The organism is Thermococcus sp. 4557 (genome assembly GCF_000221185.1).
Taxonomy (GTDB): Archaea; Methanobacteriota_B; Thermococci; order Thermococcales; family Thermococcaceae; genus Thermococcus.
Genome location: NC_015865.1, coordinates 927,787 through 952,565 on the forward strand (window position 1 = coordinate 927,787; position 24,779 = coordinate 952,565).

At 56.5% G+C, this 24,779-nt stretch carries 28 protein-coding genes; 15 read left to right on the plus strand and 13 right to left on the minus strand.

All coding sequences use genetic code 11. The features are described 5' to 3' along the window. Window positions 1-320: 320 nt before the first annotated feature. The 5 genes from GQS_RS11115 to GQS_RS04930 form a co-directional block, all read right to left on the minus strand. Window positions 321-446, minus strand: a complete 126-nt coding sequence (locus GQS_RS11115; RefSeq protein ID WP_014012563.1) for a hypothetical protein — start codon at window positions 444-446, stop codon at window positions 321-323. Between the two features lie 6 nt (window positions 447-452). Further along, window positions 453-1,595 (minus strand): RNA ligase, encoded by a 1,143-nt coding sequence (locus GQS_RS04915; protein WP_014012564.1) that lies wholly within the window; start codon window positions 1,593-1,595, stop codon window positions 453-455. Window positions 1,596-1,655: 60 nt separating this feature from the next. Then, window positions 1,656-2,108 (minus strand): hypothetical protein, encoded by a 453-nt coding sequence (locus GQS_RS04920; protein ID WP_014012565.1) that lies wholly within the window; start codon window positions 2,106-2,108, stop codon window positions 1,656-1,658. Window positions 2,109-2,229: 121 nt separating this feature from the next. Further along, a complete protein-coding gene (locus GQS_RS04925) occupies window positions 2,230-2,778 on the minus strand; it encodes a 50S ribosomal protein L16 (RefSeq protein WP_014012566.1) in 549 nt (182 codons plus the stop codon). Window positions 2,779-2,867: 89 nt separating this feature from the next. Beyond that, window positions 2,868-4,034, minus strand: coding sequence for an MFS transporter (locus GQS_RS04930; RefSeq protein ID WP_014012567.1), 1,167 nt, complete (start codon window positions 4,032-4,034; stop codon window positions 2,868-2,870). Between the two features lie 164 nt (window positions 4,035-4,198). Here GQS_RS04930 and GQS_RS04935 point away from each other — a divergent pair, with 164 nt between their 5' ends. Continuing rightward, window positions 4,199-5,353, plus strand: a complete 1,155-nt coding sequence (locus GQS_RS04935) for an alanine--glyoxylate aminotransferase family protein (RefSeq protein WP_014012568.1) — start codon at window positions 4,199-4,201, stop codon at window positions 5,351-5,353. Window positions 5,354-5,382: 29 nt separating this feature from the next. Then, on the plus strand, window positions 5,383-6,156 hold the full coding sequence (locus GQS_RS04940) for a hypothetical protein (RefSeq protein WP_014012569.1): 774 nt from the start codon (window positions 5,383-5,385) through the stop codon (window positions 6,154-6,156). Here the strand turns inward: GQS_RS04940 and GQS_RS04945 are convergent, their stop codons facing one another. Further along, window positions 6,157-6,738 (minus strand): Flp pilus assembly complex ATPase component TadA, encoded by a 582-nt coding sequence (locus GQS_RS04945; protein ID WP_014012570.1) that lies wholly within the window; start codon window positions 6,736-6,738, stop codon window positions 6,157-6,159. 199 nt (window positions 6,739-6,937) lie between these two features. Here GQS_RS04945 and GQS_RS04950 point away from each other — a divergent pair, with 199 nt between their 5' ends. From GQS_RS04950 to GQS_RS04965, 4 genes are all read left to right on the plus strand, one after another. Further along, entirely contained in the window at window positions 6,938-7,840 is a 903-nt protein-coding gene (locus GQS_RS04950) for an asparagine synthetase A (protein ID WP_014012571.1), read from the plus strand. Window positions 7,841-7,909: 69 nt separating this feature from the next. Next, window positions 7,910-9,085: an aminotransferase class V-fold PLP-dependent enzyme gene (locus GQS_RS04955; protein ID WP_014012572.1), complete on the plus strand. Its 1,176-nt coding sequence runs from the start codon at window positions 7,910-7,912 to the stop codon at window positions 9,083-9,085. A gap of 46 nt (window positions 9,086-9,131) precedes the next feature. Then, a complete protein-coding gene (locus GQS_RS04960; protein WP_014012573.1) occupies window positions 9,132-9,338 on the plus strand; it encodes a DUF5646 family protein in 207 nt (68 codons plus the stop codon). A 3-nt stretch (window positions 9,339-9,341) separates the two neighbouring features. Further along, a complete protein-coding gene (locus tag GQS_RS04965) occupies window positions 9,342-9,614 on the plus strand; it encodes a type II toxin-antitoxin system RelE/ParE family toxin (RefSeq protein ID WP_014012574.1) in 273 nt (90 codons plus the stop codon). Between the two features lie 3 nt (window positions 9,615-9,617). Here the strand turns inward: GQS_RS04965 and GQS_RS10945 are convergent, their stop codons facing one another. The 4 genes from GQS_RS10945 to nuoE form a co-directional block, all read right to left on the minus strand. Then, a complete protein-coding gene (locus GQS_RS10945; RefSeq protein ID WP_158306489.1) occupies window positions 9,618-9,776 on the minus strand; it encodes a hypothetical protein in 159 nt (52 codons plus the stop codon). A 71-nt stretch (window positions 9,777-9,847) separates the two neighbouring features. After that, complete coding sequence (locus GQS_RS04975; protein ID WP_014012576.1) at window positions 9,848-12,700, minus strand: NAD(P)-binding protein; 2,853 nt, start codon at window positions 12,698-12,700, stop codon at window positions 9,848-9,850. Between the two features lies 1 nt (window position 12,701). Continuing rightward, complete coding sequence (gene nuoF, locus GQS_RS04980; protein ID WP_014012577.1) at window positions 12,702-14,504, minus strand: NADH-quinone oxidoreductase subunit NuoF; 1,803 nt, start codon at window positions 14,502-14,504, stop codon at window positions 12,702-12,704. Continuing rightward, window positions 14,497-14,961 carry an NADH-quinone oxidoreductase subunit NuoE gene (gene nuoE, locus GQS_RS04985; protein WP_014012578.1) on the minus strand — a complete coding sequence of 155 codons (465 nt, stop codon included), beginning with the start codon at window positions 14,959-14,961 and terminating at the stop codon, window positions 14,497-14,499. The genes nuoF and nuoE overlap by 8 nt, the downstream gene beginning before the upstream one ends. Window positions 14,962-15,127: 166 nt before the next feature. On the opposite strand from nuoE, the gene shyB reads away from it, so the two are divergent. The 8 genes from shyB (at window position 15,128) to GQS_RS05025 (ending at window position 21,606) form a co-directional block, all read left to right on the plus strand. Beyond that, window positions 15,128-16,132, plus strand: a complete 1,005-nt coding sequence (shyB, locus tag GQS_RS04990) for an NAD(P)-dependent hydrogenase/sulfhydrogenase 2 subunit beta (protein ID WP_014012579.1) — start codon at window positions 15,128-15,130, stop codon at window positions 16,130-16,132. Further along, window positions 16,129-17,004: an NAD(P)-dependent hydrogenase/sulfhydrogenase 2 subunit gamma gene (gene shyC / locus GQS_RS04995; RefSeq protein ID WP_014012580.1), complete on the plus strand. Its 876-nt coding sequence runs from the start codon at window positions 16,129-16,131 to the stop codon at window positions 17,002-17,004. Before shyB ends, shyC begins: the two co-directional genes overlap by 4 nt. Further along, window positions 17,001-17,741 (plus strand): NAD(P)-dependent hydrogenase/sulfhydrogenase 2 subunit delta, encoded by a 741-nt coding sequence (gene shyD / locus GQS_RS05000; RefSeq protein WP_014012581.1) that lies wholly within the window; start codon window positions 17,001-17,003, stop codon window positions 17,739-17,741. The genes shyC and shyD overlap by 4 nt, the downstream gene beginning before the upstream one ends. After that, window positions 17,738-18,985: an NAD(P)-dependent hydrogenase/sulfhydrogenase 2 subunit alpha gene (shyA, locus tag GQS_RS05005; protein WP_014012582.1), complete on the plus strand. Its 1,248-nt coding sequence runs from the start codon at window positions 17,738-17,740 to the stop codon at window positions 18,983-18,985. The genes shyD and shyA overlap by 4 nt, the downstream gene beginning before the upstream one ends. A 111-nt stretch (window positions 18,986-19,096) precedes the next feature. Next, complete coding sequence (locus GQS_RS05010; RefSeq protein WP_014012583.1) at window positions 19,097-19,786, plus strand: DUF257 family protein; 690 nt, start codon at window positions 19,097-19,099, stop codon at window positions 19,784-19,786. Beyond that, complete coding sequence (locus GQS_RS10760) at window positions 19,761-20,426, plus strand: DUF257 family protein (RefSeq protein ID WP_014012584.1); 666 nt, start codon at window positions 19,761-19,763, stop codon at window positions 20,424-20,426. Before GQS_RS05010 ends, GQS_RS10760 begins: the two co-directional genes overlap by 26 nt. A 4-nt stretch (window positions 20,427-20,430) precedes the next feature. Continuing rightward, window positions 20,431-20,748: a tRNA-binding protein Pbp11 gene (gene pbp11, locus GQS_RS05020; RefSeq protein ID WP_014012585.1), complete on the plus strand. Its 318-nt coding sequence runs from the start codon at window positions 20,431-20,433 to the stop codon at window positions 20,746-20,748. A 9-nt stretch (window positions 20,749-20,757) separates the two neighbouring features. Beyond that, window positions 20,758-21,606, plus strand: a complete 849-nt coding sequence (locus tag GQS_RS05025; protein WP_014012586.1) for a TatD family hydrolase — start codon at window positions 20,758-20,760, stop codon at window positions 21,604-21,606. Here GQS_RS05025 and rtcA read toward each other — a convergent pair. Beyond that, window positions 21,603-22,631, minus strand: coding sequence for an RNA 3'-terminal phosphate cyclase (gene rtcA / locus GQS_RS05030; RefSeq protein WP_014012587.1), 1,029 nt, complete (start codon window positions 22,629-22,631; stop codon window positions 21,603-21,605). The genes GQS_RS05025 and rtcA overlap by 4 nt on opposite strands. Window positions 22,632-22,722: 91 nt before the next feature. Between rtcA and GQS_RS05035 the strand changes: the two genes are divergently transcribed. Then, entirely contained in the window at window positions 22,723-23,313 is a 591-nt protein-coding gene (locus tag GQS_RS05035) for a hypothetical protein (protein WP_014012588.1), read from the plus strand. Here GQS_RS05035 and GQS_RS05040 read toward each other — a convergent pair. Together GQS_RS05040 and GQS_RS05045 are read right to left on the minus strand one after the other, a co-directional pair. Next, window positions 23,294-24,139 carry a hypothetical protein gene (locus tag GQS_RS05040; protein ID WP_014012589.1) on the minus strand — a complete coding sequence of 282 codons (846 nt, stop codon included), beginning with the start codon at window positions 24,137-24,139 and terminating at the stop codon, window positions 23,294-23,296. The genes GQS_RS05035 and GQS_RS05040 overlap by 20 nt on opposite strands. A gap of 104 nt (window positions 24,140-24,243) precedes the next feature. Beyond that, on the minus strand, window positions 24,244-24,756 hold the full coding sequence (locus GQS_RS05045) for a metallophosphoesterase (protein ID WP_014012590.1): 513 nt from the start codon (window positions 24,754-24,756) through the stop codon (window positions 24,244-24,246). Window positions 24,757-24,779 lie beyond the last annotated feature (23 nt).

Sequence of the window (24,779 nt, forward strand, 5' to 3'; positions counted from 1 at the left end):
TTAAATGAGCCAGTTTTTACGCAGGTTTATTCTTACTTTCGCCGGGTTTTTACTAGTGTTCTCCATTTTTAGCGCCCTTCGGGCGCCGATATTGAGGCTGAAACAGTTTTATTGAATTTTATTTGATGCCAAACCCATCATGAGCTTTCACTTCAGTGATGCACTACTAATTTTTTGCCCCTTAAAGAGAAGGACTCTTTCGCCAGCCTTTCCTAAAGGCGGGGTGCAAAGTTTCACCAAAATGTTCTAAAACCGACATCACAGAACAAAAACGTGTAAAATCAACTTGCACCCCCGCAAGTTACTTGTAGGGGTGCAAGTTAAAGCCCCTCTATCTCCCTCAGCCTCTCGAAGTCTCCGCGCTTTATCATCTCGATTGCAAAGGCGTAGAGGCCGAGACGCTGGAGGTTCTCCAGCGTTAGCCACTTCTCCGAAAGAGCCCACAACCAATCTCAGTCCACGAAAGCCCTGCCGTTCCAAAGCTCCCTCATCTCGCGCGTGGCGTCCGGATAGACCCGCTTGAAGGTTATCCTCCAGTAGCCGTTCCTGAGGTCCTCTATGTCCTCGATGTGAATCTTCACGCCGAGCCTCTCGAAGTGGGTCACCATCCTGTGGGCGGTGCTTATGTTCTTCACCCTCACCGTGAAGACCTCCTCGACCTCGCCGCCGTTGGCAACTTCGTGGATGCTCTCAACGAACGGCCGGAGGAGGGCCTTGCCGAGGGCTTTCGCGTACTCGTCGAACTCTTCCCCTTTAACGTGCTTTTCGGCCAGGTAGAACGCGAGGCGTTTAATCCTCCCCATGAAGTAGCCGTGCGGCAGGTCGAAGAATATGTGCGAGCCTATCCGGATGTCGTTGACGTTGGCGTACGGCGTTACGTATTTCGCGATTCTCTTCATGTCTGGCGTTTTCATGACGATGCCCTCTCTCCTCTCCCGGCTGAGCCTTTCGATCAGCTCATGCAGCTCTTCAATCTTTGAACGGTCATAGAGGCCGAAAGTTTCAACGTGACGAATGCCGTACTCATCCGCCAGCCGGTACCTCTCCTCCACGGGAAGGCTCCTCCCCGTTCCCTTCTCTTGGATGTCAAAGAGGAAGAACTGGATGTCCTCCTTCACGTAGGGCGGTCCCTCAACGATGTACGGGCTTTCGGGCCCGGCCATCTCTCCCGCCAGAACTAGGTTGGGGTAGTCCCTGAAGAACTCCTCGTTTATGAAGTCCAGTATCCTCTCCGTCGTGAAGGGACATATGAAGCCACCCCTCGTGAGGGCCAAGACCCTGCCCCTCACCTTCACGACACGGACGTTGTAGCCGTCCACCTTCTCCTCGACGTAGAACGGTTTGTTCTTGAATACCCTCTTTATCCCCGTCTCCAGCTGGACGACGCGCTTTATGTGGGGGAACCCCAGAACAACGTCTCCGTTATCAAAGACAACCGTTCCGCGCCGAAAGCCCTTGGCGGAATCCCGGAAGCGGACGTATCTGATGCCTTCGAATTCGCCCTCCACAACTCCACCTTTGCCCTCAAGAACCGCCAGCCTGTCCTCGGGAACGCCGAGTTTGAGAAGCATAGCATTGAAGCCTGAGCTTACCATCATCCCACCAGTCTAAGTTGGACGGCATCGTTAATAATCATTATGAATATATGGGAAAGGCTACCATACCAGACGCGAGAGCAGGTAATGTCCCAAAGCCCCGAGCAGATAGGGAAGCACGAAGAGCAGGTAAGCGGCAAAGAACCCGAACTCGTATTCGCAACCGCCACCAAAAACAACGCCAACACTAAGTGCAGTCAGAATAACAAGGAGTGGAACGACCAAGCTCGATATCATAAAAGAATCCTCCGGAAGCCCCGTCTTTTTCAGAAAGATCGTGGTGAGCAGTGCCACGACGATGACTGGATAAAACAACCTTCCCCATGATTCAATGAATATGTATCCACCAGACGTAGGGTCAAACCCCAAAGTGATGCCCGGGAGCGTATCGATGAGCCCAGGATAACGCTGGGCCAGATAGTCAAAACCGCCAACCATGAGAACCAACAGAGGCATCGTGGCAAGGATGAAAACGGGAACGAGAACATACCTCCGTCCAGGTTCCTTAAACATCCCACTCCCCAGATGTAACTTCCAACAATAGTATTTAAAAGTTTTCTCCGTGCGGTAACATACGGAAGCACTAACGCGTGAAAATAGAACAAAGAAGGGATGGTGCGCTTCAGCGCGCGCTTCAGCGCTTCATGGTCGAGAGAACCTTGCTGGTGATGTCGTTGCCTTCCTTGTCGTAGATCCTGTAGTAGGCGCTGTAGGGCAGCTTCATCTTGGCCCTGTGCATGGCGCCGAGGGCAAACTTGAGGTGGTTCTCGTTCACCCAGACGGTGATGATCTTCTGGTCCTTCTTGACGCGAGCGGCGAGGCCTATCGGCTTTCCGAAGGGCCTGCGCATACCGTTTCCGTAACGGTCGGCCTTCCTTCCGGTAGCCATCGGGTTCTCACGGAGCACCTGGAAGGGGTAGACCCTTATCTTGAAGTGGAAGTTGCTCCTACCGACGTTCTTCTGGAGGTACCTGTTCACCTGGATACGGATGGCCTCGAGGGCGTTCTGCCTTATCTGCATGGCCTGCTCCGCGTGAAGGCTGACCTCGTACTCGAACTCGGCTGAGAGGTTGCCCATATCGAAGATCGTTATTCTCGGACCGGGCGCACCGCGGATGTACTTCCTCCTCGTGTAAGCGGGCTTATCAACGTCCCTATCAATCTTGGCTGGTCTCAGTCCCATACTCTCACCTCCAAATGAGCGTAAGCTAAGCCTAAACTTAGGCGAGTGCTCTCTTTTATAAAAGTTTTGGAGCCTTTGTCAAAGGGAACTTACTCCCCACCGCCTTTAAGCTTAACGCCTTGCCAGAGCAGGGCTATCGAAACGGGTGTGAAGGCCAGCAGGGCGAGGTTGAGCGTTACAACCCCGTGAAACTCTCCCAGAGAGTACGCAAAGCCGAACAGCATTCCGCCCAGGAAAGTGGAGAGGTTCTGGACGCCGTTGACGCCCCCGATGGCAAGGGAAGAGCGGTGGTAGCTCGCCAGAACCTTTCTGGAAATCGGTCTGAAGCTCTGGAAGGCGAAGAGGGCAAGGAATATCCCCAGGAAAACCGTCGGGGCGGTCTTCACCGCCGCAAGGAGCGGCGAAAGTGCCGCCATTATGGACGTGAACAGAACCATCCGCCTCTCGCTCCTCACGTCGGCGAGCCAGGAGACGCCGTAGCTGAGCATCGCCGCCAGAAAGCCGGCCCAGCCGATGAGCGTTGCGGTCGTTGCCTTCTCCATCCCCAGGGCCTCGGAGACGTAGACGTAGGTTATCTCGCCGGACGTGAAGGCCACTATCACCGCCATCAGCGAGGCGATTATTAGAACCCTCTTGGGTTCGAGGCTCGGCCTTTCACCGTCGGGGGTTTTCTTCCTCTTGGGCGTTATTCTCTCGTAGAGGAGAACGTAGCTGGCCACCATTATCAGGCCAGTCAGGATAAAGAACGCGGAGGAAATCCACATCTGCCCGCCCAGCCCGAGGTCTATCGTGTATGCGTAGACGTAGTTGCCAAGGAGGGATGCTATACTGCCGAAGAAGAAGTATATCGCCGTAACCCTCGCCCTTATCTCCTTCGGGGTGGCCACTGCTATGACGAACTGGGCCATCGGCCAGCTCAGACCGTTGAGAAAACCGTTGAGGAGCTTTATTCCCGCAACCTGAACCCAAGTTGAGGTCAGGGGGTAGAGCTGAACCGCCAGGGCGTTTCCCATCATCGCCAGGGCACCGATGTAGACGAGCTTTTTACCTCTCTCGAGCATCAGGCCACCCAGAACCGAGGAAAAGGCTCTCGCGAGGACAAAAGACATGGAGACGATTGAAACGGACAGCATCGAGGCCCGAAGTATATCACGGGTGTAGAACGCTATGGCTGGAGTGGCGAGGCGGAAGGCTATCGTTCCGGTGAAGGCGGATAGTATGAGGAGGAGTATTCCAGCGAGGCGTCTTCGTTCCATCAGACCACCTTCTAAGCGTTAGTGTGAAGCTTTTAAAAGTATTGGCGGTGTCGAAGATTTTTCAGTTATCTGTGGAATAAATGAGTGAAGCTTCAACTAATCGGTGCACAATGCCAGCGAACCCTTTTTATATTTCCCCTCCAACTCCCGCCGAGGTGATGCTGATGGAGCTTAGGTTCGACATGGAGTATGAGGAAGCTTACAGGGAGGTTTACGAGCTTGTCAAGCCGAAGTATAAGCTCTTTACCGCCGGCCCAGTCGCATGCTTCCCGGAGGTTCTCGCGATAATGGCCGTCCAGATGTTCAGCCACCGCTCGGCCGAGGCCAAGGAGGTTCACGTTGACACCCTCAACAGACTCAAGGCTTTTCTCGAAGCCGAGAAAGGCGAGATAATAATGTTCCCCAGCTCCGGAACCGGATTCATGGAAGCCGCCGTTAGAAACACCGTGCCGAGGGGAGGAAAGGTACTGGTCACAACGATAGGCGCCTTTGGGGACAGGTTCGCCGATGTCGTCAACGCCAACGGCAGGGAAGCGGTTATCCTGAGGAAGGAGCCGGGGTACGCGATCAAGCCGGAGGAGCTTGACGAAGCCCTCAAAAAGAACCCCGATGTCGTTGCCGTGACGATAACCTACAACGAGACCTCGACCGGCGTGCTGAACCCGCTCCCCGAGCTGGCGAAGGTCGTTCACGAGCACGACAAGCTCCTCTTCGTCGACGCCGTTTCCGCCATGGGCGGCGCGGACATAAAGTTTGACAAATGGGGCCTCGACATGATATTCGCCAGCTCACAGAAGGCCTTCGGCGTCCCGCCCGGCCTGGCCGTCGCCGCCGTCAGCGAGAGGGTCTTTGAAATCGCCGAGAAGATGCCGGAGCGCGGCTGGTACTTCGACCTGCCGCTCTACAGGAAGTTCAACGGCAAGAAGAAGGGAACCCCCTCAACTCCCCCGCTCCCGCAGATATTCGGCCTCAACGTCGTGCTCAGGATAGTTGAGAAGATGGGCGGTAAGGATGCCTGGCTCGGAATGTACAAGAAGAGGAGCGAGACCATCCGCGAGGGCGTCAAGGAGATGGGCCTCGGCGTTCTAGCTGAGCCAGGCTACGAGAGCCCGACCATTACCGCCGTTGTCGTCCCAGAGGGAATGAAGGGTGTCGACGTCTACAACGCCATGCGCGAGCGCGGCTTCGAGCTGGCCAAGGGCTACGGAAGCGTGGCGGAGAAGACCTTCAGGATTGGAAACATGGGCTACATGACCTTCGAGGACATCGAGGAGATGCTCGCCAACCTCCGCGAGGTCATAGAAAAGCTTAAGGGCTGAGCCCTCTCCTTTTTATTCTAGTGAAGGTCATGGTCTCAAAGAAGTGGATAACCGCCTGGCTCGTCCTGAACTTCCTCATCTTCTGGACTGCTGGCCTCTACACGAGCGGGTATTCCCTCGAAGGTTATCTACCTTGGGAGAGCAAAGACGCGCCAACATACAGCCCCATAGTGTATGCGCTACCCGATGACACGCCTGACGGGATGCTCTACATGGTGGACAAGGATGGCAACGTCTACTACTACATAGTCTGGGAAGATGAGTATTTCAGCAACTGGATGATAGACAAGCTCTATCGCTTCTTCAGGGCCTTGGTATACGGTGGGGCTACCCAAGACATAGAGGTAGTCAAAGTTTTCCCAGAAAACAGGACCATCTACTTCCAGACCTATGAACACACAGACGTATGGGTCACGGTAAACTCCGATGGAACGTGCCTGTGGCCTGGGGGGAACGTAGAAGTCCCGAACTGTGCCAAAAACGGCACCCACGTTAAGGTGTACTCGGTAACATGGAACCACATGCTCTCGATTATTCCCCAAAACGGAACGGTGCGGACGACACTGCCGCTAAAGCGCATGAGCCCCACGGACTACGTCATCCTCGGAATGTTCAGAAGGACCCAGATGACAATAGCGGGGGTAGCGGTGGATTCGATAGTCATCGGCCTTCTCGTGACCCTGGCGTTCAACGTATTCCTCTACGTCGCCTGGCGTCTCGGCTACCTAACCAAAGAAAGCCAGACCAGGATACTGCGGGAGCTTAAGAACATAATAAAACCAAGGAGAGGCGGAAAAGAGTGATCAGAGGATCCTCTCCAGCTCCCCGTCCCTAACGCGGTATATCCTGTTTATGCTCTTCCTGCCCGTTCTGAAGTCCCTCTTGAGCTCGACGACCACGTCGAACTTGTCGAAGGTTTCGCCGCTTATCCTGAGCCAGTGCCTGACCTCATCCTTTATATCGTCGGTGAGGGCAAGGGACGTCACTATGAACGCGTAATCGTCTATAAGCTCGCGGAATATCCTCGCAACGTCAACGGTGTGAACCGTGTCGATGACGACATAGTCGGGATTCAAGGCCCTGATTTTTGAGATAACGTCCGATGTGCGCCTCTCAAGTGGCTGGCTGTCGAACTGAGTATCTATGACGACGATGTTCGGCTTGAAGGGCTTGAACTCGCCGTAGGCGGTTATAACAGCTACCTTCCAGTCGTCGGGTATGAAGTGCATCAGCGCCTCAACGAGCTTGGTCTTTCCGGAGCGGCTGGAACCAACCACGAGGATGTCCTTCTTGGAGAGAACCGCGTTCTTCAGAACCCCCAACTGCTCCTCGGTTGCGGCGCCGTAGCGTATCAGGTCCTCAGGCGTGAATATGTACACTCCCATGCTTTACCACCATACAAGGTTCTCGACTGGCGTTATAACGCTATCGCCGGAGGGCTTTGATAAACGTCAAATAAAGCACAATATATCGTCGTATGTCCAAAAATTATCGCGTTTAAATGTCATATCTTGCTCAAAATCCAAAAGTTTTTGCACAAAGGCCATAAAGGGGGAAGTCAGTGACAAAAACTAGGTGATAGATATGAACGCTCTCCAAATTGTGACCAGAAAAATTGAACCGGTTATGGAAGTACAGACGAGAGTGATTGACTATATGACAAGATACATGGTGGGCGAGGGCTTCAAGTGGATGCTCCCGGTGATGCTCAGCTCCATAACGGATCCCCTCTGGCCCGATCCGGCCGCAGAGGAGGCTCTCAGACCGCCCGAGGTCGAGGTCTACGGCTCGAGGCTGAGACTGACCCACAGCATGATACTCCACAAGCAGATGGCGGTGGCGATGGGGATAGATAAGCTCTTCATCCTCTCGCCGAACGTGAGACTTGAGGGGCGCTCGGCTGACGACGGAAGGCACGCCTACGAGTTCACCCAGCTCGACTTCGAGATAGCCCATGCGAGCATGGACGACGTGATGAGCCTCATCGAGGGACTCATCAGCGGCCTCTTTAAGGAGGCAAGAAGATGGGAGCTGGAGAGGGAAGTTCCCAGAGTCAAGCCGCCCTTCAAGCGCTTCACCCTTGAGGAGATAAAGGAGGAGTTCGGGGACGAGGACGAGGCCAGCAAAGCCATGAAGGAACCATTCTGGGTGACCGACATTGAGAGGGAGTTCTACGACAGGGAAGACCCCGAGAGACCGGGGCACTTCAGGAACTACGACCTCTACCTACCGGAGGGCTACGGCGAGGTCTCGAGCGGCGGCGAGAGGGAGTGGGAGTACGAGGTCATCGTCCGGAAGATGAAGAGAGCGGGAATAAGCCTCGAGGCATTCAGACCGTATATTGAAGTGGCCAAGGCGGGTCTCCTGAAGCCCAGCGCCGGGGCCGGAATCGGCGTCGAGAGACTGGTTCGCTACATGGTGGGGGCAAAGCACATAGCAGAGGTGCAACCGTTCCCGAGGATTCCGGGCGTTCCTGCTGTCATCTGAGGCCTTTTTGCATCTTCCCCTCTCAAAACCCATTTAAACGATTCCTTCCCTATTTCTTCGGGGATTTCTATGAGGAGGACTCTGTTTCCGGCACTGGAGAAGTTCAAGGCTTATCTAAACACCGCGAGCCTCGGTCTGATGCCTTCAACCGTGGTTCTCGAGGCAACAAAGCTTCTCAACGACGTTATCGAGTTCAAAGGGGAGGTTAACTCGGTCGACTACATGGACGAGGTAGTTCTGAAGCCGCTGTTGGACGAGGCGGCGAAACTTATGAGGGTTAGTCCTGAAAACACCGGCCTCTCAATACAGACCACGGAGGGTCTGAGGAGAATCCTGCTGGCACTGGAACCCAAGAAGGGAGGGAACATCGTCTCTCTGGACACCGAGTTTCCGACGCTCCCGGCGCTCCTCAGGAGCTACGCAAGGCGTTTTAACCTCGAGCTGCGCGTTGTGAAGAACAGGAACGGGGTTCACAGCCTTGAGGAGGTCGAGAAGGCCATAGACGACGACACCTTTGCGGTGGTCTTAAGCTCCATCAACTGGGTCACAGGGCAGCGGCTCAACCTGAGAGAGCTTTCAGGGGTTGCCCACGAACACGGCGCCTGGCTGATAGTTGATGCAGTCCAGCACCTTGGAGCCCTGAGACTGTTCCCTGAGAAGGAGGGCGTTGATGCGCTTTCAGCGGGCTCTGAGAAGTGGCTCCTCAGCCCGGACACGGGGGCCGGCCTGATATACGTCTCCGACGAGCTCTTAGAGGAGGCCAGGCCGATAAGGGGACTGCTCAACAATGAGCCGCCAACGGGTGAATGGGGACCGTGGTGGGGCCTACCGGAGAAGGACCCCTGGGGGGAGCTGAAGCCTGCTAGGGGCGTCAAAAAGCTCGACTTCGGCGGTGGGCCGCCCTACCTCGTTGCGGCTGCCTTCACCGCCTCGCTGAGGCTGATAAACGAGCTGGGCATCGAGGAGATAGAGCGCCACAACCTCAGGTTAGCTGGCAGGATAAGGGACGAGGTTTTAAGTGCGGGCCTTGAGGTCTTCGCGGAGGGTTCATCGATAGTCACGATAAAGACGGGCCTAAGCTACGAGGAAGAGGGGAGACTGCACGAGAAGCTCACCGCGGAGGGAATCTCGGTCAGCCACCGCGGCGTTCTCGGTCACTACGGGATACGGGCCTCACCGCACCTGTACAACACGCCCGAGGACATCGAGACCTTCCTCGAATCGCTGTTCGGGGCTATGGGCTGACCCCAAGGTTTTTATACGATAGCGGAGAATTACAAGCGGGGATAGTATGGAAGGGGTCGAGACAAAGACCGTTGAATACGTCGCAAAGGAACTGGAGAGGCTGAAAAAAGAGTTGCAGTACCTTGAGGCCATGCTTCTCCCGGAAGAGAACGACGAACTGAGCGAGGAGGAGCTTAAGGAGCTGCTCAGAGAAGCCAGGGACGATTCCATCGAGTGGAAGAGGCTTGAAGACCTACCGGAACCGAGGGAGTGAGGTATGGGCTTCAGGGTTGAGGTTCACCCCAGGGTTGTAAAGGCCATGAAGTCCCTTCCTCCGGCCCATTACGAGAGGATTCACACCCTTCTAAAAGTCCTGAGGGAAGAACCGGTTCCCGCCGGAATCTACGACGTGAAGAAGCTGAAGGGGACTGGAGACCTCGCCCTTTACAGGGTCAGGGCTGGGGAGTACCGGCTGATTTACGCCGTGGACTGGAAGCGCGACCTCGTCAGGGTTCTGAGGCTGGAGTCCCGTGGAAGGGCTTATAAGTGAAGGCTAAAGCCCCCGCAAAAATTCCTCAGCTTTTTCGATTTCCCCCTTCTCGGCGAGCTTCAGGACGGTGATATAGAGGCCTATGAGTTCGAGGTTTTCATTGGGGTTCTCGATCAGCCTGTCAATGAGTCCTTCTCTTTCCCTAAGTTTTCGAATCCCCATAATATAATCGCCGGTAGAAAAACAGAATAGGAGGCTGTTTGATTCCCACTGGCCAACATCTAAAAAGAAAATCACGAGAAAAGCTCCAGCGGCGAGTAGCCTTCCCTCGCCCTCTCCATTTTCAGCTCCATTCCGAAGGCGTTGGTGACGGTTCCGCTCTTTTCGGCCCACACCCCGGCGGGAACCACGAGGACGTCGCCCCTCAGGTTCTCCACAGGCCTTCCGATAACGATGTAGGCCTCGCTCTCCGGAATTCCCGTTATTCCGGCCTTCAGCAGTCCAGCGGCATTGACCCCCTCATGGAGGATCAGCGTTGGAACGTCGAGCGGCTCTCCCCCATCAAGTATCGCAACGTCGTAGCCCTCCTCGACGATTTCCTTGCCCTTCAGGAGTATCTTGAGGAGTGGGAACTTCTCCGGGTCTGCCCTGAGGAGGACGCGCTTGGCGTTCCTTACCTCGTCCAGCGTGGCCGTGGAGATACCTCCGCTCACGGTGGAGCCTACTGGGATGCCCTTCTCCTCAGCGAAGGCCTTGAGCCGGGCGATTTCTTCATTCGTCAGCTCCGGCGTTAAAATCAGGGCGTAGCTCCTCTCAGCTATAAAGCGCTTGGCCTCCTCCCAGCTCACTGGTTCGCCATTGAGAAGCGGGCCGGTAAGGTCTTCGGCCCATGGTCTGGAAAACCTGCAGTAGTCGCAGAGGTGGCTGTTCCAAGAACCTTCCACCCTCGAAGCCCTCACGAGCATGCCGTCGTAGACCTCCACGTTCATCTCGCAGGCGAAGGAACAGCCGTTGCAAACGGTTTTGACGGGCTTCGTCTTCCAGGGCCCGGGCTTGACGAAGGGAAGCTTCTCGGTTATTGCCCCAACCGGACATAGGTCTATCATCTCCCCGATGAACCTGCCCTCCATGTCCCCGAGGCTCTCCCCAAGTGGCGGCGAGATCCTCGTCTTGAATCCACGGAACAGGTAGTCCAGCACTCCCTCTCCGGCTATCTCATGGGTGAAGTTGACGCACTGGCCACAGAGGACGCACTTGTTGTTGTCGAGCGTCACCCAAGGGTGGCTCTCGTCTATCTCGAACTTGTTCTGCTCGCCCTCGAAGGCGTACTGCTCAGCACCGTAGAGCGTGGCGTACTCCCTCAGCTTACACCGGAAGACTTCCATACAGCCGCAGCTCATACAGCGCTTCGCTTCTTCAAGAACCTGCTCCTCGGTTAGGGCCGGCTCGACCTCCTCGAAGGTTCTCTTCCTCTTTTCCGGATCGAGGAGCTTCACCTTCGCCCTCGGCTTTCTTTCGACATGCTCATAGTCCTTCTCGGTTACTTTCTTCCAGTGGTTGTAGGGTCTGAGGTCGAAAAGAACTCTATACAGGTCGTCGTCGCTTAATACTTCCTCGATGTGCTTCTCGGGTTCGGTGAGAACGGCTTTGGCCTTCTCCAGCTTGCCCTTGAGGTAGAGGTCTATCATTATCGCGGCCCTTCTTCCGGTGGCTATGCTCTCGATAACCGTTGATGGCCCGAGGACGAGGTCGCCGCCGGCGAAGACACCGGGAACACTCGTCTGGAGCGTCACCTCATCAACGAGGGCCTTTCCACGCCTCGCCTCGATGCCAAGGCTCTTCAGGAACTCCTCGTCGCAGTACTGGCCTATGGCGAGGATAACATTGTCCGCTTTGACTTTGAACTCCGAGCCCTCAATCGGTATCGGCCTTCTCCTTCCGCTTGAATCTGGCTCGCCGAGGCGCATCTTGATGAGCTCTACCTCCTCGACCCTCCCGTCTCCGATAATCTTCACCGGGTTGGTGAGGAACATGAACTCAACGCCTTCCTCCATGGCCTCTTCCACTTCGCGTTCGTTGGCGGGCATCTCAGCCTTCGACCGGCGGTAAACGACGGTAACCTTTGCACCAAGCCTCAGAGCCGTCCTTGCAACGTCCATGGCCGTGTTTCCGCCGCCGACGACTATGACGCGCTCCCCGAGCTCGACCCTCTCGCCCATGTTGACCTTCCTGAGGAACTCTATGCCGTGCATGACGCCTTCAAGCTCCTCGCCCGGAATCCCCATTTTCCTGCTTCTCCAGGCACCGACGCCGAGGAAGACGGCATCATACTTCTCGCGGAGCTCCTCAAGGGTCACGTCCCTTCCGAGGGCGGTGTTGGTTTTCACCTCTATTCCCGTGTTGATTACGGTCGCTATGTCTCTGTCCAAAACGTCCCTCGGCAGCCTGTAGGGCGGAATGCCGTAACGGGTCATTCCACCGAGCTCCGGCATCGCCTCGATTATGGTAACCTCGTGTCCCATCGTCCTGAGGTAGTAGGCGCAGGCAAGGCCGGCCGGCCCTCCTCCGACGACGGCTATCCTCTTTCCGGTTGAGGGCGGAATCTCAGGCATCCACGGGCCGTGTTCGAGGTCGTAGTCGGCCGCGTATCTCTTCAGCTGCCTTATCGCGAGGGGCTCCTCCACGAGGTTCCTCCGGCAGGCGTCCTCACAGAAGGCCGGGCAGACCCTTCCGAGGACAGCCGGGAGGATGTACTTCTCCTTCATCAGCTTGACCGCCTCGTGGTACTTGCCCATCGCTATGAGTGCGAGGTATCCCTGAACGTCGCTGTGGGCCGGACAGGCATCCTGACAGGGGCCGATACAGTCGCCGTAGTGGTCCGAGAGTATGAGCTCAAGTGCCGTCTTCCTCATCGAAACGACTTCGTCGGTGAGGGTCTCTAACTCAAGCCCCTCCATCGGCCTGAGGGTGCACGAGGTGGTGACTCCCCTCTTGGTGGAGACGAGGCATAAGCGGCAGGAGCCGTAGGGGTCAATTTCGCCACTGTAGCAGAAGCCGGGGATGTGGGTTATTTCACGGAGGAAGTCTATGAGCGGCTTCCCCTCAGGGGCATCGAGTTCCTTTCCGTTGACAATGATTTTGACCATCTCACTCACCCCCCGCATCAACTATCTCTATGGCGTTGAACCGGCACACCTCGTAGCAGGTCCCGCACTTGATGCAGGCAGACTGGTCAATGACGTGGGGTTTGAGCTTCTCGCCTTCGATAGCTTTCACCGGGCAGAATATGGCGCATGCCGTACAGCCGGTGCACCTGTCTGCGATAATGACGTACTTGATGAGCGGCTTGCAGACCTTAGCGGGGCATTTTCCTTGGATATGGGCAAGGTATTCGTCCCTGAAGTAGCGGATGGTCGTTAGAACGGGATTCGGGGCGGTCTGCCCGAGGCCGCAGAGCGAACCGGCTTTGACCTGATAGGCGAGCCGTTCGAGCTTTTCGAGGTCTTCCTCCGTTGCCTCACCCCTGGTGAACTTGTCGAGTATCTCCCACATCCTTTTAGTGCCTAAACGGCAGAAGGTGCACTTTCCGCAGGATTCCTTCACGGTGAAGTCGAGGAAGAACTTGGCGACGTCAACCATACAGGTGTCCTCGTCCATGACGACCATCCCACCGCTCCCCATTATCGCACCGGTCGCGTTCACGCTCTCGTAGTCAACGGGCGTGTCGAAGAGATATTCGGGAATGCAGCCTCCGGAGGGGCCGCCGAGCTGGACGGCCTTAATCTTCTTACCCGTCTTCGTCCCACCGCCTATCTCGTAGAGTATCTCCCTCAGCGTCATTCCCATCGGAACCTCAACGTTTCCGCCGTGCTTTATCTTGCCCGAGAGGGCAAAGACCTTCGTTCCCTTGCTCTTCTCGGTTCCTATCGAGGCGTAGGCCTCCGGGCCGTGTTTGATTATCCACGGCACGTTCGCCCACGTTTCCACGTTGTTGATGTTGGTGGGCTTGCCCCAGAGGCCCTTCTGGGCCGGATAGGGCGGCCTCGGCCTTGGCATTCCGCGCTTGCCCTCTATGGAAGCTATGAGGGCAGTCTCCTCACCGCAGACGAACGCTCCGGCACCTTCCTTGATGGCGATGTCGAAGGAGAAGCCAGAACCAAGGATGTTCTCACCGAGGAAGCCCCTCTCGCGCGCCTGCTTCAGCGCTATCTTCAGCCTCCTTATGGCCAGCGGGTACTCGGCACGGACGTAGATAAAGCCCTTCGTCGCTCCAATCGCGTATGCACCGATTATCATGCCCTCAATGACGCGGTGCGGGTCGCCCTCCAGGACGTTCCTGTCCATGAAGGCTCCGGGGTCTCCTTCGTCGGCATTGCAGACTATATACTTCACGTCTCCCTTGGCTTCCCTCGCGAACTTCCACTTCAGACCGGTGGGGAATCCCGCACCGCCCCTTCCGCGAAGCCCGGACTTGGTGATGACGTCTATTATCTCCTCGGGCTTCATTTTGAGGGCCTTTTTCAGCGCCTCGTAGCCTCCAGCGGCGATGTACTCCTCGATGTTCTCGGGGTCTATGTAGCCGGAGTTTTCAAGCACTATCTTCCTCTGCTTGGAGAAGTAGCCGTCAACGTCCCACGTCTTCCTCTCACCGTTCTCCCACCAGTCCCTCTTAACGACCCACTCTTCTATGGGCTTTCCGTTAACCACGTGCTCCTCTATGATCCTGGGGACCTTCTTGGGGTCAACGTGGCCGTAGGTGATTATCTCATCATCGGTGATGATGTCCACGAGGGGCTCGCGGTAGCACATGCCGACGCAGCCGACTATCTTGAGCTCCACGTCGAGGTTTCTCTTCTCAAGCTCGGCCTTTATGGCCTCGTAGGTTTCCCTCGCGCCCGCCGCTATTCCACAGGAGTTCATGCCGACCGCTATAGCTTTGATTTCAGACATCGAGCTTCCCCTCCCTGAGCTTTCTCATAAGTTTCCTGACTTTATCGGGCGTGAGCTTGCCGAAGACCTTGTCGTTTATCATTATGACCGGTGCCAGGCTGCAGCATCCGAGACAGGCGACGCGTTCCAGCGTTACGAGGCCGTCCTCCGTTGTCTGTCCCTCTTCAATTCCAAGCTCCTCGGTTATGGCCTGGGATATGTTTACGGCGCCGTTTACGTGGCAGGCCGTTCCGTGGCAGATTTTGACGACGTACTTCCCGAGGGGCTCGAAGCGGAACTGGGCGTAGAAGGTGGCGACACCGTAAACCCTGCTGAGAGGGACACCAAGGTAGTTCGCTATCTCCTCAAGGGCTTCTCTTGGAAGGTAACCGAAGCGCTCCTGGGTTCTCTGAAGAAGAGGGATTAGGGAACTCGGTTCCGGCGGATAAGAGCGTATGTAATCGAACGAGGCTTCCATCTCGCATCACCACGCGATTTCTTAGAAGAGTCTCGACTCTAATGTTTATAAGCGTGCACTAAAGTACAAGTTTGTAACATCTGGTTGGCAACCATTCGTTTGAAAAATTCTTAAATCGATTCTTTACAAACTTAAAATTATAATCCCATTTAAGGCGGTGATGCCCTTGAGATATATAAAATTACCCTCCGAAAACTTTGGGAAGTTCTTCAAGTCCCTTGGGGAATGGGGTACCCTGTATGCCCCGGTAAAAAAGGGTGACATCTATTCTTTCCAGGAAGTCCACGACCCGGCGGAGATAGCGCTGGACTACACCAGGACCATGCTTCCGCCGAAGAAGTTCTTCTTCAGGCCAAAGGAGGCTATTCTCAGGCTGAAGAACGGCCGCTGGGAAGAAGAAATCGAAGCAGAACCGACGGTTCTCTTTGGACTCCATTCCTGTGATATCCACGGTCTTAAGATACTCGACAAGGTGTACCTCAACGAGCCGGCCGACCCGTACTACAAGAGCCGGCGCGAGAAGACCCTGATAATAGGGATAAGCTGCATGCCCGACGAGTACTGCTTCTGCAAGAGCCTCGGCACGCACTTCGCCATGGAGGGCTTCGACCTGTTCCTGCACGAATTGCCCGACGGCTGGCTGGTCAGAATCGGGAGCGTCCGCGGCCACGAGATGGCCTGGGAAAACAGCGAGCTGTTCGAAGAGGTGACCGACGAGGACCTCGCCAACTTCAAGGAGTTCGAGGAGAAGCGCGCGAAAGCCTTCCAGAAGGAGCTCCCACAGGAAGGCCTCGCCGATATGCTCGATTTAGCGTACAACAGCCCGGTGTGGAAGAAGTACGCCGAGGTATGCCTCGCCTGCGGCAACTGCAACATGGTCTGTCCGACGTGCCGCTGCTACGAGGTCTGCGACAGCTGGATGGACGCATACAGCTCGGTGCGCGAGAGGCGCTACGACTCGTGCTTCATGGAGAACCATGGACTCGTCGCTGGAGGCCATAACTTCAGGCCTACCCGTTTAGACCGCTTCAGGCACCGCTATTACTGCAAGAGCTACTTTGACCCCACTGCCGGCTACAACTGCGTCGGCTGTGGAAGATGCGACGAGTTCTGCCCGGCGAAGATAGAGCATGTTAAGGTTCTTGAGGAGGTAAGGGGGTCCCTGCAATGAGCGAGAACCCGTACCAGACGTATGACGCAAGGATTCTCGAAGTGAAGGACTTAACGTCGAGGGAGAAGCTCTTCACACTGCGCTTCCTCGACCCCGAGGTTGAGGCCAAGTTCGACTTCAAGCCGGGACAGTTCGTCATCGTCGACATCCGCGGCTTCGGAGAGTTCCCGATAAGCATCTGCTCCTCACCCACGAGGAAGGGCTACTTCCAGCTCTGCATCAGAAAGGTTGGCAGGATGACCAAGTTCGTCCACAAGATGAATGAAGGGGACGTCGTGGGAATCCGCGGGCCCTACGGAAACGGATTCCCCATGGAGAAGATGGAGGGCTCAAACCTAATCCTTGTCGCGGGCGGTCTCGGAATGGCACCCCTCCGCTCGGTGCTCTGGTACGCCATCGACACCGGCAAGTACGAGAACGTCTGGCTGCTCTACGGAACCAAGGCCTACGAGGACATACTCTTCCGGGACGAGATAATACACCTCCTCAAGCACGGCGAGGCCATGAACTGCTCGGTAAAGCTTGCCTATGAAGTTGAGAGCCCCTCGTGCATCTACCTCGAACAGGGCTTCTCGGACAGGGTATGCAAGGGTGTCGTCACCGACCTCTTCAGGGGCGAGGAGTTCGACGTAAACAACACCTACGCCCTAATCTGCGGCCCGCCGGTCATGTACAAGTTTGTCATAAGGGAGCTTTTGGATAGAAAGCTCTCACCGGGCAGGATTTACATGACCCTGGAGAGGCGCATGCGCTGCGGTGTCGGCAAGTGCGGCCACTGCGTCGTCGGAACCAGCGTCTCCATGAAGTACATCTGCCAGGACGGCCCGGTCTTCACCTACTGGGACGCTCTCTCCACAAGGGGGTTGATATGATGGACAAGCTCAGGCTGGGGGTTTTCGAGCTTACCGACTGCGGCGGCTGTGCCCTCAACATACTCTTCCTATACGAGAAGCTCTTCGACCTCCTCGAATTCTACGAGATAACCGAGTTCCACATGGCGACGAGTCTCAGCGAGGAGAACCACTACGACGTCGCCCTCGTAACCGGAACCGTCTCGACCCAGCGCGACCTGAACCTGCTAAAAGAGGCAAGAAATCACTCCGAATACCTCATAGCCCTCGGAACCTGCGCAACCCATGGCTCGGTTCAGGGGAGCGTCGAACTCCCCATCAGGGAGAAGCTGAAGGCTGTCTACGGGGACGATGGCAACCCAATGCGCGCCCTCGACTCCAAGCCGGTCGTCGAATACGTAGCCGTTGATTTCGCCCTGCCCGGCTGCCCGTACGACAAAAACGAGGTCTACCAGGTGCTCATGGACATAGCCAAGGGCATCGAGCCCGTCAGGAAGGACTACCCTGTCTGTGTGGAATGCAAGCTCAACGAGTACGAGTGCGTGCTGGTAAAGAAAGGCCTTCCCTGCCTCGGCCCGATAACCTACGGCGGCTGCAACGCGGCCTGCATCCGCTCCGGCCTTGGCTGTATAGGCTGCCGCGGACCGCTACCCGGGGAAGTGAATCCAGCCAGCGAGTACGAGATACTCAAGGACCTCGGCTACGATGACGAGTACATCATAAGGAAGTTCAAGACCTTCGCGAGGTGGGAGCCATGATAATTGAGCTCCGCGAGTTCACACGCGTTGAAGGCAACGGAAAGGCCGAGATAGTCATCGAGAACGGCGAGGTAAAGGACGTCAGGCTTAAGATCATCGAGGGGCCCAGATTCTTTGAGCTCCTGACCCTTGGAAGGCACTACTACGACGTTCCTGACCTTGAGGCCAGGATATGCGCCATCTGCTACCTCTCCCACAGCGTCGCCTCAGTCCTCGGGATAGAGCGGGCCTTCGGCGTTGAGGTTCCGGAGGAGATAGCACTGATCAGAGAGCTCGGACTCATAGGGGAACTGCTTGAGAGCCACGCACTGCACCTGTACCTCCTCGTTGCGCCGGACGTGTTCGGCTACCCCGACGCAATAAGGATGGCCACAAAGCACGGGGAGCTGGTGAAGGAGGGCCTCGCCCTGAAGGCCTTCGGCAACAGGATAAGGGTGATGGTAGGCGGCAGGGAGATACACGGAATAAACGTCAAGCCCGGCGGCTTCGGCAGGTATCCAACGGTGGAGGAGCTTGAGAGGGTGGAGAAGGAAAGCGAAGCCCTCCTCAGGCTGGCGAGGAGAGCTGTAAGACTCTTCGCCCAACTGGATCCATACGGCGCCCAGGCGAGGCACTTCGTCGCCACCGACGGCTACCTGTGGGGTGAAAAGCTGGTCTCTGACGAGGAAGGCGCCTTCCACTACACCGAGAGGATAGAGGAGCGCTCCCTCGTTTACAGCTTCGCCAAGCAGAGCCGCTACAAGGGCGAGACCTTCTTTGTCGGAGCGCTGCCGAGGTTGCTCCTCAAGTCAGAGATGCTCACACCTGCCGCCAAGAGGCTCTTCGAGGAGCACAGGGAAAAACTGGAGACCGGCTACGTCAGCTACAACAACCTGGCCCAGGCGATAGAGCTGGTCTATTCCCTCGAGAGGGCAAACGAGATAGCGAAGACGCTCCTCGATAGGGGCATCGAAGGGGAGAACATCCCGGTTGAGCCCAGGGAGGGCGAGGGGATAGGCTACGTCGAGGCCCCGAGGGGTGTTCTGATACACCACTACAGGATAGACGCCAGCGGCAAGATAACTTACTCCAACATAATAACCCCAACAGCGCTGAACCACGCGATGATGGAGGCCAGCCTGCTGGAGGAGGCAAGGAAACTGTACGGCGAGGCCGAGGAACAGGCAATGATAGGAAGGCTTGAGGAGACCGTCAGGGCGTTCGACCCATGCATCTCCTGCTCCGTGCACCTGGTGAAGCTCTGAAGCGTTGTTTTTTATTTAATTTAGTCCAGAACTCCAAATCAAGTGCACAAAACTCAGATTCTCCCAAAATGTTTATATCACTCCATGGTAAAAATCTCAACGGTGAGAACCATGGAGCAGCTCGAGGAGCTTTTCAGGGTAATCGACACGGTGCAGCCGGGGGAGAGCGTTCTCGTGAAGTACCATCCCTCCTACGCACCCGAGTTCCTCGTCCTTATGCTGATGGAGTACGGGAGGAAGAGGAACGTCCCGGTAATCATAGACGATAATTTTGATTCCCTTCACGTTCTTCAGGAGCACCTCAGGTTCTGGGGAATCGAGGAGGACTTCAGCAATGCACTCGTCGTGAAATCGGGCGGAAGGATAAACGTTGGAAACGTCATAGCCAACGTGGAGTTCAGCTCGGAGCCGCTTGTTTACATAAAAAAGTACAAAGAAACCATGAAAAAAGCACTCGCGGAAATTAACGACTCCATAAACATTGCCCTCGGCCTAGAAAGGCTCTTTGCCTTTATCCACAGCCCCAGGGAGTACTATCTGTTCATAACGGAGCTGCAGAACATGCTCGGGAACACGAAGAGAAAGGCGGCGTACCTGATGAACACGGAGGTGGCCTCAACCCTGGAGTTCAACCCCCTGCCTGAGCTGGAGTACATCGCGAGTACCGTTGTGGAGATAACCCCCACCCCGATCAGCGCAAAGGTAACCTTCCTAAAAACACCGGTAAGGGAACTCCTGGGGAGGGAGTACGAGGTGAGCCTGGAGGTGATGCTCGATGCTTTCCACGGAAAGGGTCTATGAGTACCTGGACAGCGTTTTTTTCGGCGACGTAATCCTGGTGGAGAACGAATCCCCCTACGGAACCGCCCTGATGACCCATCTGATAGCGGAGTACGGGAGAAAGAGGGGGGTACCCGTTTACGTGGACGATATCCTGGACTCACTTCACGTAGTCAGGGAACATCTCCGTTTCCTCGGAATAGACGAGGATTTTTCAGGCGTCAGCGTCATAAAAACGGGCGGGGTCAAGAGCATCGGAAACGTCGTGGCGAGGATAGGCATAGAGAGCGACGCCGCCAGGTATCTGAACCAGCACAGGGAGGCCCTCAAAGAAGCGGCCCCCGGCGAGAGGTACATACACATAACCCTCGGCATAGAGAGACTGTTCGCATTCTTTGAGAGCAAACGCGAGTTCTACATGATGACCGGGGCCATAAAGGAGCGGCTTGGGGACGAGAGCCACGTCTCGTTCTACATACTGAATAAAAGCGTGGTTTCCGCCCTCAGAACCAACCCGATACCGGAGCTGGAGGAGATAGCCACAACCGTCGTAAGAATTCGGCTGCGGAACAAGCGGCACGCCCTCGTCTTCGCCAAGGGGCCCACCCTTCGGATAGTCGACGGCGACATGATAGCGTACCTGGATGGGAGTGCAAGGTGAGAGCATGGGAATACTGGACCGGCTGTTCGGCAGGGGCAGAAACGGGGGAGACGTTCAAATAGTATCCCGAAAGCCCGCGGGCAGGTTCCAGGTGGTTGGGGTAACCTACGTCCTCGGAAAACAGGTTCTGGGCGGTGTTGTGCTTGAGGGAGTCATATACCCAGGCTACAAGCTCAAGGGTGGGGGAATAGCGCTCGTGAGGGAGATACACATCCGGAACAGGAAGGTGGATTTCGTTGTGGAGCACGATGAAGCGGCCCTGATCCTCGAGGGAACGCTAAAGGTCAAAGAGGGCGAGGTCATAGAAGTTTACCAATCGTGAGGTGATGGTATGATAATCTGGGACGACCACTTCCACGTTGACCCCTACAAGGGACTCTTTCTTGAGGCCGTGAGGCAGTTCCACCGCGCTGGAGGGACACACCTGGTTGTTGTCTACAAAACCGCCCACGACTACGGCTTCCCGGGACTGAATGCGGAGGACTTCATGAAGGCGATGGACTTCCACATCGAACTGGTTGAGAAAATAAACAAGGAGACGCCCGTTAGGGCCTACGCCGTCGTCGGTGTGCATCCGGCGGAGTTCGTTTACCTCGCGGAGCAGAAGGGCCTTGAATACGCCAGAAACGAAGTCATGAAAGCCCTCGAATACGCCCAGAGGCTCTGCCTTGAGGGAAAGGCCATAGCCATAGGCGAGATAGGCAGACCGCACTACGAAGTTCCGCCGGAAAACTGGGATGCGAGCATCGAGCTGATGAAGTACGGGATGAGCTTAGCGAAGGAAGCCGACTGCGCGGTTCAGCTCCACACCGAGAGCTTCGACGAGGCCAAGTTCAGGGAGCTTGGGAGATACGTGAGGGAAGTCGGGATAAAGCCGTACAAGGTCGTCAAACACTTCTCGCCGCCGCTCGTTAATGTGGCGGAGGAGGTTGGGGTCTTCCCGAGCATCATCGCGAGCAAGAAGAACATCAAGGCGGCGATAGAGCAGGGAAACAGGTTCATGATGGAGACGGACTACATAGACGACAAGCGCCGTCCGGGGGCAGTCCTTGGACCAAAGACAGTACCGAAGAGGACGAAGGCCTTTCTCCAGAACGGCCTCTTCACTGAGGAGGACGTCTACAAGATTCACGTCGAGAACCCGGAGAAGGTCTATGAGGTAGAGGTGGAGGGGGATTAAACCCCCGCCCTCTTCACCACCCTCACAGTCCCGGGCCCTCCGATTTCTCCCTCCACCTCAAAGACCCTGCCGAGGAACTGCTCCACAACCCAGACGTTTGTGATGAGGTGGCTGGTTATCTCCGTTACCCCTATCTCTCCACCAGCGAAAGCCAGGAACGGTATCAGCTGGTCGCCGAGGAACCTGTCAACCGCTTTTCCGCCCGTCAGCTGGTCAAGGAGCTCATCGGCGGCTTCCCTGCCGACAACTTCGGCAGGCTTTCCGCGCTTTCCGAGGGCGTCTCCGCCGAGTCTCAGCGAATCGGTTTCCGCCCAGAGGACGATACCGCTTCCCGGCCCGAGGGAGCGCGATACCTCGGTCTCTATCTCCACGGGGGCGCTGTAAAGCTCCTCAAGCCTCTCCTCGGCAGCCCCCGCCTGTCTCTCGGCGACGTGGGGGGGTAGATTGGTGGCATGGCTTATCCCGGCGAAGCGTTCTATTCTGCGCCACTCGGCGGCCTCCAGGGGTTTCCTCTCCTCCCAGGGCTCGACCCTTCCGGTGACCAGCCCGCCGCCCTTCGGGTAGTGGCCGCGCCTCTTGAGGTCCATCTCAGCCTCAATCCCCATCTTCCCGAGGGCGTAGAGCGTTACGTTCTTCAGATAATCGACCGGAGGGCTCCAGGGGACGTCGGTTCCTCCGGTTATCTCAAAGCTCCCGCCGGTGAAGGCCATCGCTGGCAGCAGAGCCTGAAGCACGAGGGTTACACTGCCAGCCGTCTTTATGGGAACGTGGACGTGCCTTGCCTCGGCCTTTCCGGGTATGAACTCAAGGACGGTAGAACCAACCTGCGCACCCTTAACCCTCGCGTTGCTCAGCTCCTTTAAAGCCAAAATCCCGTGGAGGTGCTGCGGTCTGAGCCCTGGGTTTGGTCTGTTCGCACGAATCTTGACGATTTTAACGGGCTTTCCAGTAATGACGGAAAGGGCAACGCTCGTTCTCAGTATCTGACCCCCACCCTCACCGTAGGAACCGTTTATCACTATCATCTCTCCCACCGTTATGGGTTTCGACGGGAACGCTAAAAACCTTGCCGAAAGGCTTTTACTCAACTGGGACTAACTTTAGGCCGGTGTGAGTATGGACGAACTTGAGTTCTGCATCAAGAGCCTGAGCTATCCCCTGGGAATGCTCCTGGAGGGGTCCGAAAGAAGACACGGAGAATTCGTCAGGGTAACGCGGAACCGCATCACCCTCCCAAAGGTTCCCTTCGCCGCCCTCTGCTACCTCACCGGGATAGCCCTCTACGACTCCCTCGACCTCGTGGACAAAAAGCGCCTTCAAAACGATTACAGGGCCCTGGAACTGTTCCGGAGAAAGATGCTGGGCTCGAAGCTCGGGGACGCTCTGGGACCATATATGGAAAGTCCCGGACGCCACATATCCCCCGGGGAGAGGCTGGCGATAGACTGGCTGGAGTTTGAGGAGAGGAGAAAGAAAGTTGAACCGTACCTCGAAAGGATAGTGGAGCTTGAAAAAACCACCGAGAGCAGAGATGCTCTGCTGAAAGAAACGGGGTTTCTCAGCGAACTTAGCCCGGACCGGGGGCTTCTGCTTGTGTACATCGCGGAGGACGAAAAGCTCAGGGGACTGATAAACGCGGCCCTCGGGAAAAACAACCCCCGGTTCAGGGAAGCGGTGATTCGATACTTCAAGGCTCTCCGAGGTTGAGCCGAACCGCGAGGGCCAGAGCCTCCCTCTCCCCCAGACCCATCTTCTCCACGAGCACCCGGACGAGGCGCGCGATGGCCTTCACGTTCCTCAGGCCGAGCTTCTCCGGAGGGTAGTCAAGGAAGTATCCCGCGCCGACCTCGAAGCCGAGCATCGCAGACAGCTCGGCGGCGAACTCATCCGGCGAGAGCGGGGGGAGCCTGAGTACGACGGGAAAATCGAGGAACCAGTATTTCCCGGCGTCCTTCGTCTCGACCACAACCGGGTAATCCCTCGCATCCGCCAGAATCTCGGCGACCCTGTCGACTGGAGGTTCCCGCAGAAGAAGCGCGCCCTCCGGCAGGAGTTCACCCAGCTCGATCCCACGCAGGTTCTCCACGAGCGTATCCAGGCCGAGGGAGAGGACGTCCTCCGGCAGTATCGCCGGCGGTTCAAATTCCGGGCTCTGTTCTCTCGCTTTCTCGGAGGTTATCCTGCGGTAGAGGTCCTCGCTCACCAGGGTGAACTGGTAAACCCTATCGACGCCCTCAAGGTACAGCACACCATTCGAGAGAAGGCGAAGGCCGAGCCTCGAGAGGGACGCGCCCAGGGAGGACTCACTCCTCGTTGTTATCGCCGCCTTCCCCCCGGTTTCTTCAGCGCCCCTGCTCACGAGGCGGTAGTCGCTGGGGAACAGACCCTTCGCGCTGAAGAACTCCTCAAGCGTTTCCTTTGCCCTCTCCTCGCTGACCGCGTAGACCTTGATGAATTCAACGCTCCCCGACCGATCCACCCCTATCAACACGACCGCGTCGCGCCTTTCCTTAGGAATCAGTATATCATCCATACCCATCGCCGGTTAGTTTCTGCTGATTCAAGGGCAAAAATCGAGAGACAGGAAGCCCGGCAGTCCCTCAGCGGTGTTAGTTAGAGACGCTCTTCAGACACTTGCTAGAGGCTCATTGCCCCAAGGAGCTCCCCGGTGTCGAGGTTGACTATCTGCACCTCCCTCTTCCGGGTGTCGAGCAGGGCGACGCTCTTCACCCCGGTGACGTAGCCGCAGACCTCGCCGGGGTTGACGAGTATGGTTCGTCCTTCCTCGCGTATCTCGTAGCGGTGGGTGTGGCCGACTATGACAACGTCGTATAGCCTGCTCCTGGCAAGCGCGCGGACGACGCGCTCGTCGGTGCCGTGTGTCACGGCTATCTTCATTCCGTCTGCCTCGATTTCCAGTATCTCATCGTAGATGCCCAGCGCCTCATAGAGGCCTTTCCTTTCGCCGTCGTTGTTGCCAAAAACACCCCTGAGCGGCGCCCTGAGCTTCTTGAGCTCCCTGGCAACGAACGGGGCGACGTAGTCCCCTGCGTGGATAACCAGCTCAACGTTCCTTCCGTTGAACAGCTCGACCGCCTTCGCGATTGCCGGGAGGTTGTCATGGGTATCGCTCATTATACCTATCAGCATGCTCTCACCTGCGCTGGAATAGG

Coding starts and splice junctions, on each gene's coding strand:
- GQS_RS04930 (WP_014012567.1), bottom strand. CDS start 4,034: ATGGAACGAAGACGCCTCGCTGGAATACTCCTCCTCATACTATCCGCC.
- GQS_RS05040 (WP_014012589.1), bottom strand. CDS start 24,139: ATGGATGATATACTGATTCCTAAGGAAAGGCGCGACGCGGTCGTGTTG.
- GQS_RS04925 (WP_014012566.1), bottom strand. CDS start 2,778: ATGGGACTGAGACCAGCCAAGATTGATAGGGACGTTGATAAGCCCGCT.
- GQS_RS04965 (WP_014012574.1), top strand. CDS start 9,342: ATGGGCTTCAGGGTTGAGGTTCACCCCAGGGTTGTAAAGGCCATGAAG.
- rtcA (WP_014012587.1), bottom strand. CDS start 22,631: ATGATAGTGATAAACGGTTCCTACGGTGAGGGTGGGGGTCAGATACTG.
- GQS_RS10760 (WP_014012584.1), top strand. CDS start 19,761: ATGCTTTCCACGGAAAGGGTCTATGAGTACCTGGACAGCGTTTTTTTC.
- GQS_RS04960 (WP_014012573.1), top strand. CDS start 9,132: ATGGAAGGGGTCGAGACAAAGACCGTTGAATACGTCGCAAAGGAACTG.
- GQS_RS04950 (WP_014012571.1), top strand. CDS start 6,938: ATGAACGCTCTCCAAATTGTGACCAGAAAAATTGAACCGGTTATGGAA.
- GQS_RS04920 (WP_014012565.1), bottom strand. CDS start 2,108: ATGTTTAAGGAACCTGGACGGAGGTATGTTCTCGTTCCCGTTTTCATC.
- GQS_RS05035 (WP_014012588.1), top strand. CDS start 22,723: ATGGACGAACTTGAGTTCTGCATCAAGAGCCTGAGCTATCCCCTGGGA.
- shyA (WP_014012582.1), top strand. CDS start 17,738: ATGATAATTGAGCTCCGCGAGTTCACACGCGTTGAAGGCAACGGAAAG.
- GQS_RS05045 (WP_014012590.1), bottom strand. CDS start 24,756: ATGCTGATAGGTATAATGAGCGATACCCATGACAACCTCCCGGCAATC.
- GQS_RS04940 (WP_014012569.1), top strand. CDS start 5,383: ATGGTCTCAAAGAAGTGGATAACCGCCTGGCTCGTCCTGAACTTCCTC.
- nuoE (WP_014012578.1), bottom strand. CDS start 14,961: ATGGAAGCCTCGTTCGATTACATACGCTCTTATCCGCCGGAACCGAGT.
- GQS_RS05010 (WP_014012583.1), top strand. CDS start 19,097: ATGGAGCAGCTCGAGGAGCTTTTCAGGGTAATCGACACGGTGCAGCCG.
- GQS_RS04955 (WP_014012572.1), top strand. CDS start 7,910: ATGAGGAGGACTCTGTTTCCGGCACTGGAGAAGTTCAAGGCTTATCTA.
- GQS_RS04945 (WP_014012570.1), bottom strand. CDS start 6,738: ATGGGAGTGTACATATTCACGCCTGAGGACCTGATACGCTACGGCGCC.
- GQS_RS04915 (WP_014012564.1), bottom strand. CDS start 1,595: ATGGTAAGCTCAGGCTTCAATGCTATGCTTCTCAAACTCGGCGTTCCC.
- GQS_RS10945 (WP_158306489.1), bottom strand. CDS start 9,776: ATGGGGATTCGAAAACTTAGGGAAAGAGAAGGACTCATTGACAGGCTG.
- GQS_RS04935 (WP_014012568.1), top strand. CDS start 4,199: ATGGAGCTTAGGTTCGACATGGAGTATGAGGAAGCTTACAGGGAGGTT.
- shyD (WP_014012581.1), top strand. CDS start 17,001: ATGATGGACAAGCTCAGGCTGGGGGTTTTCGAGCTTACCGACTGCGGC.
- shyC (WP_014012580.1), top strand. CDS start 16,129: ATGAGCGAGAACCCGTACCAGACGTATGACGCAAGGATTCTCGAAGTG.
- nuoF (WP_014012577.1), bottom strand. CDS start 14,504: ATGTCTGAAATCAAAGCTATAGCGGTCGGCATGAACTCCTGTGGAATA.
- GQS_RS04975 (WP_014012576.1), bottom strand. CDS start 12,700: ATGGTCAAAATCATTGTCAACGGAAAGGAACTCGATGCCCCTGAGGGG.
- pbp11 (WP_014012585.1), top strand. CDS start 20,431: ATGGGAATACTGGACCGGCTGTTCGGCAGGGGCAGAAACGGGGGAGAC.
- GQS_RS05025 (WP_014012586.1), top strand. CDS start 20,758: ATGATAATCTGGGACGACCACTTCCACGTTGACCCCTACAAGGGACTC.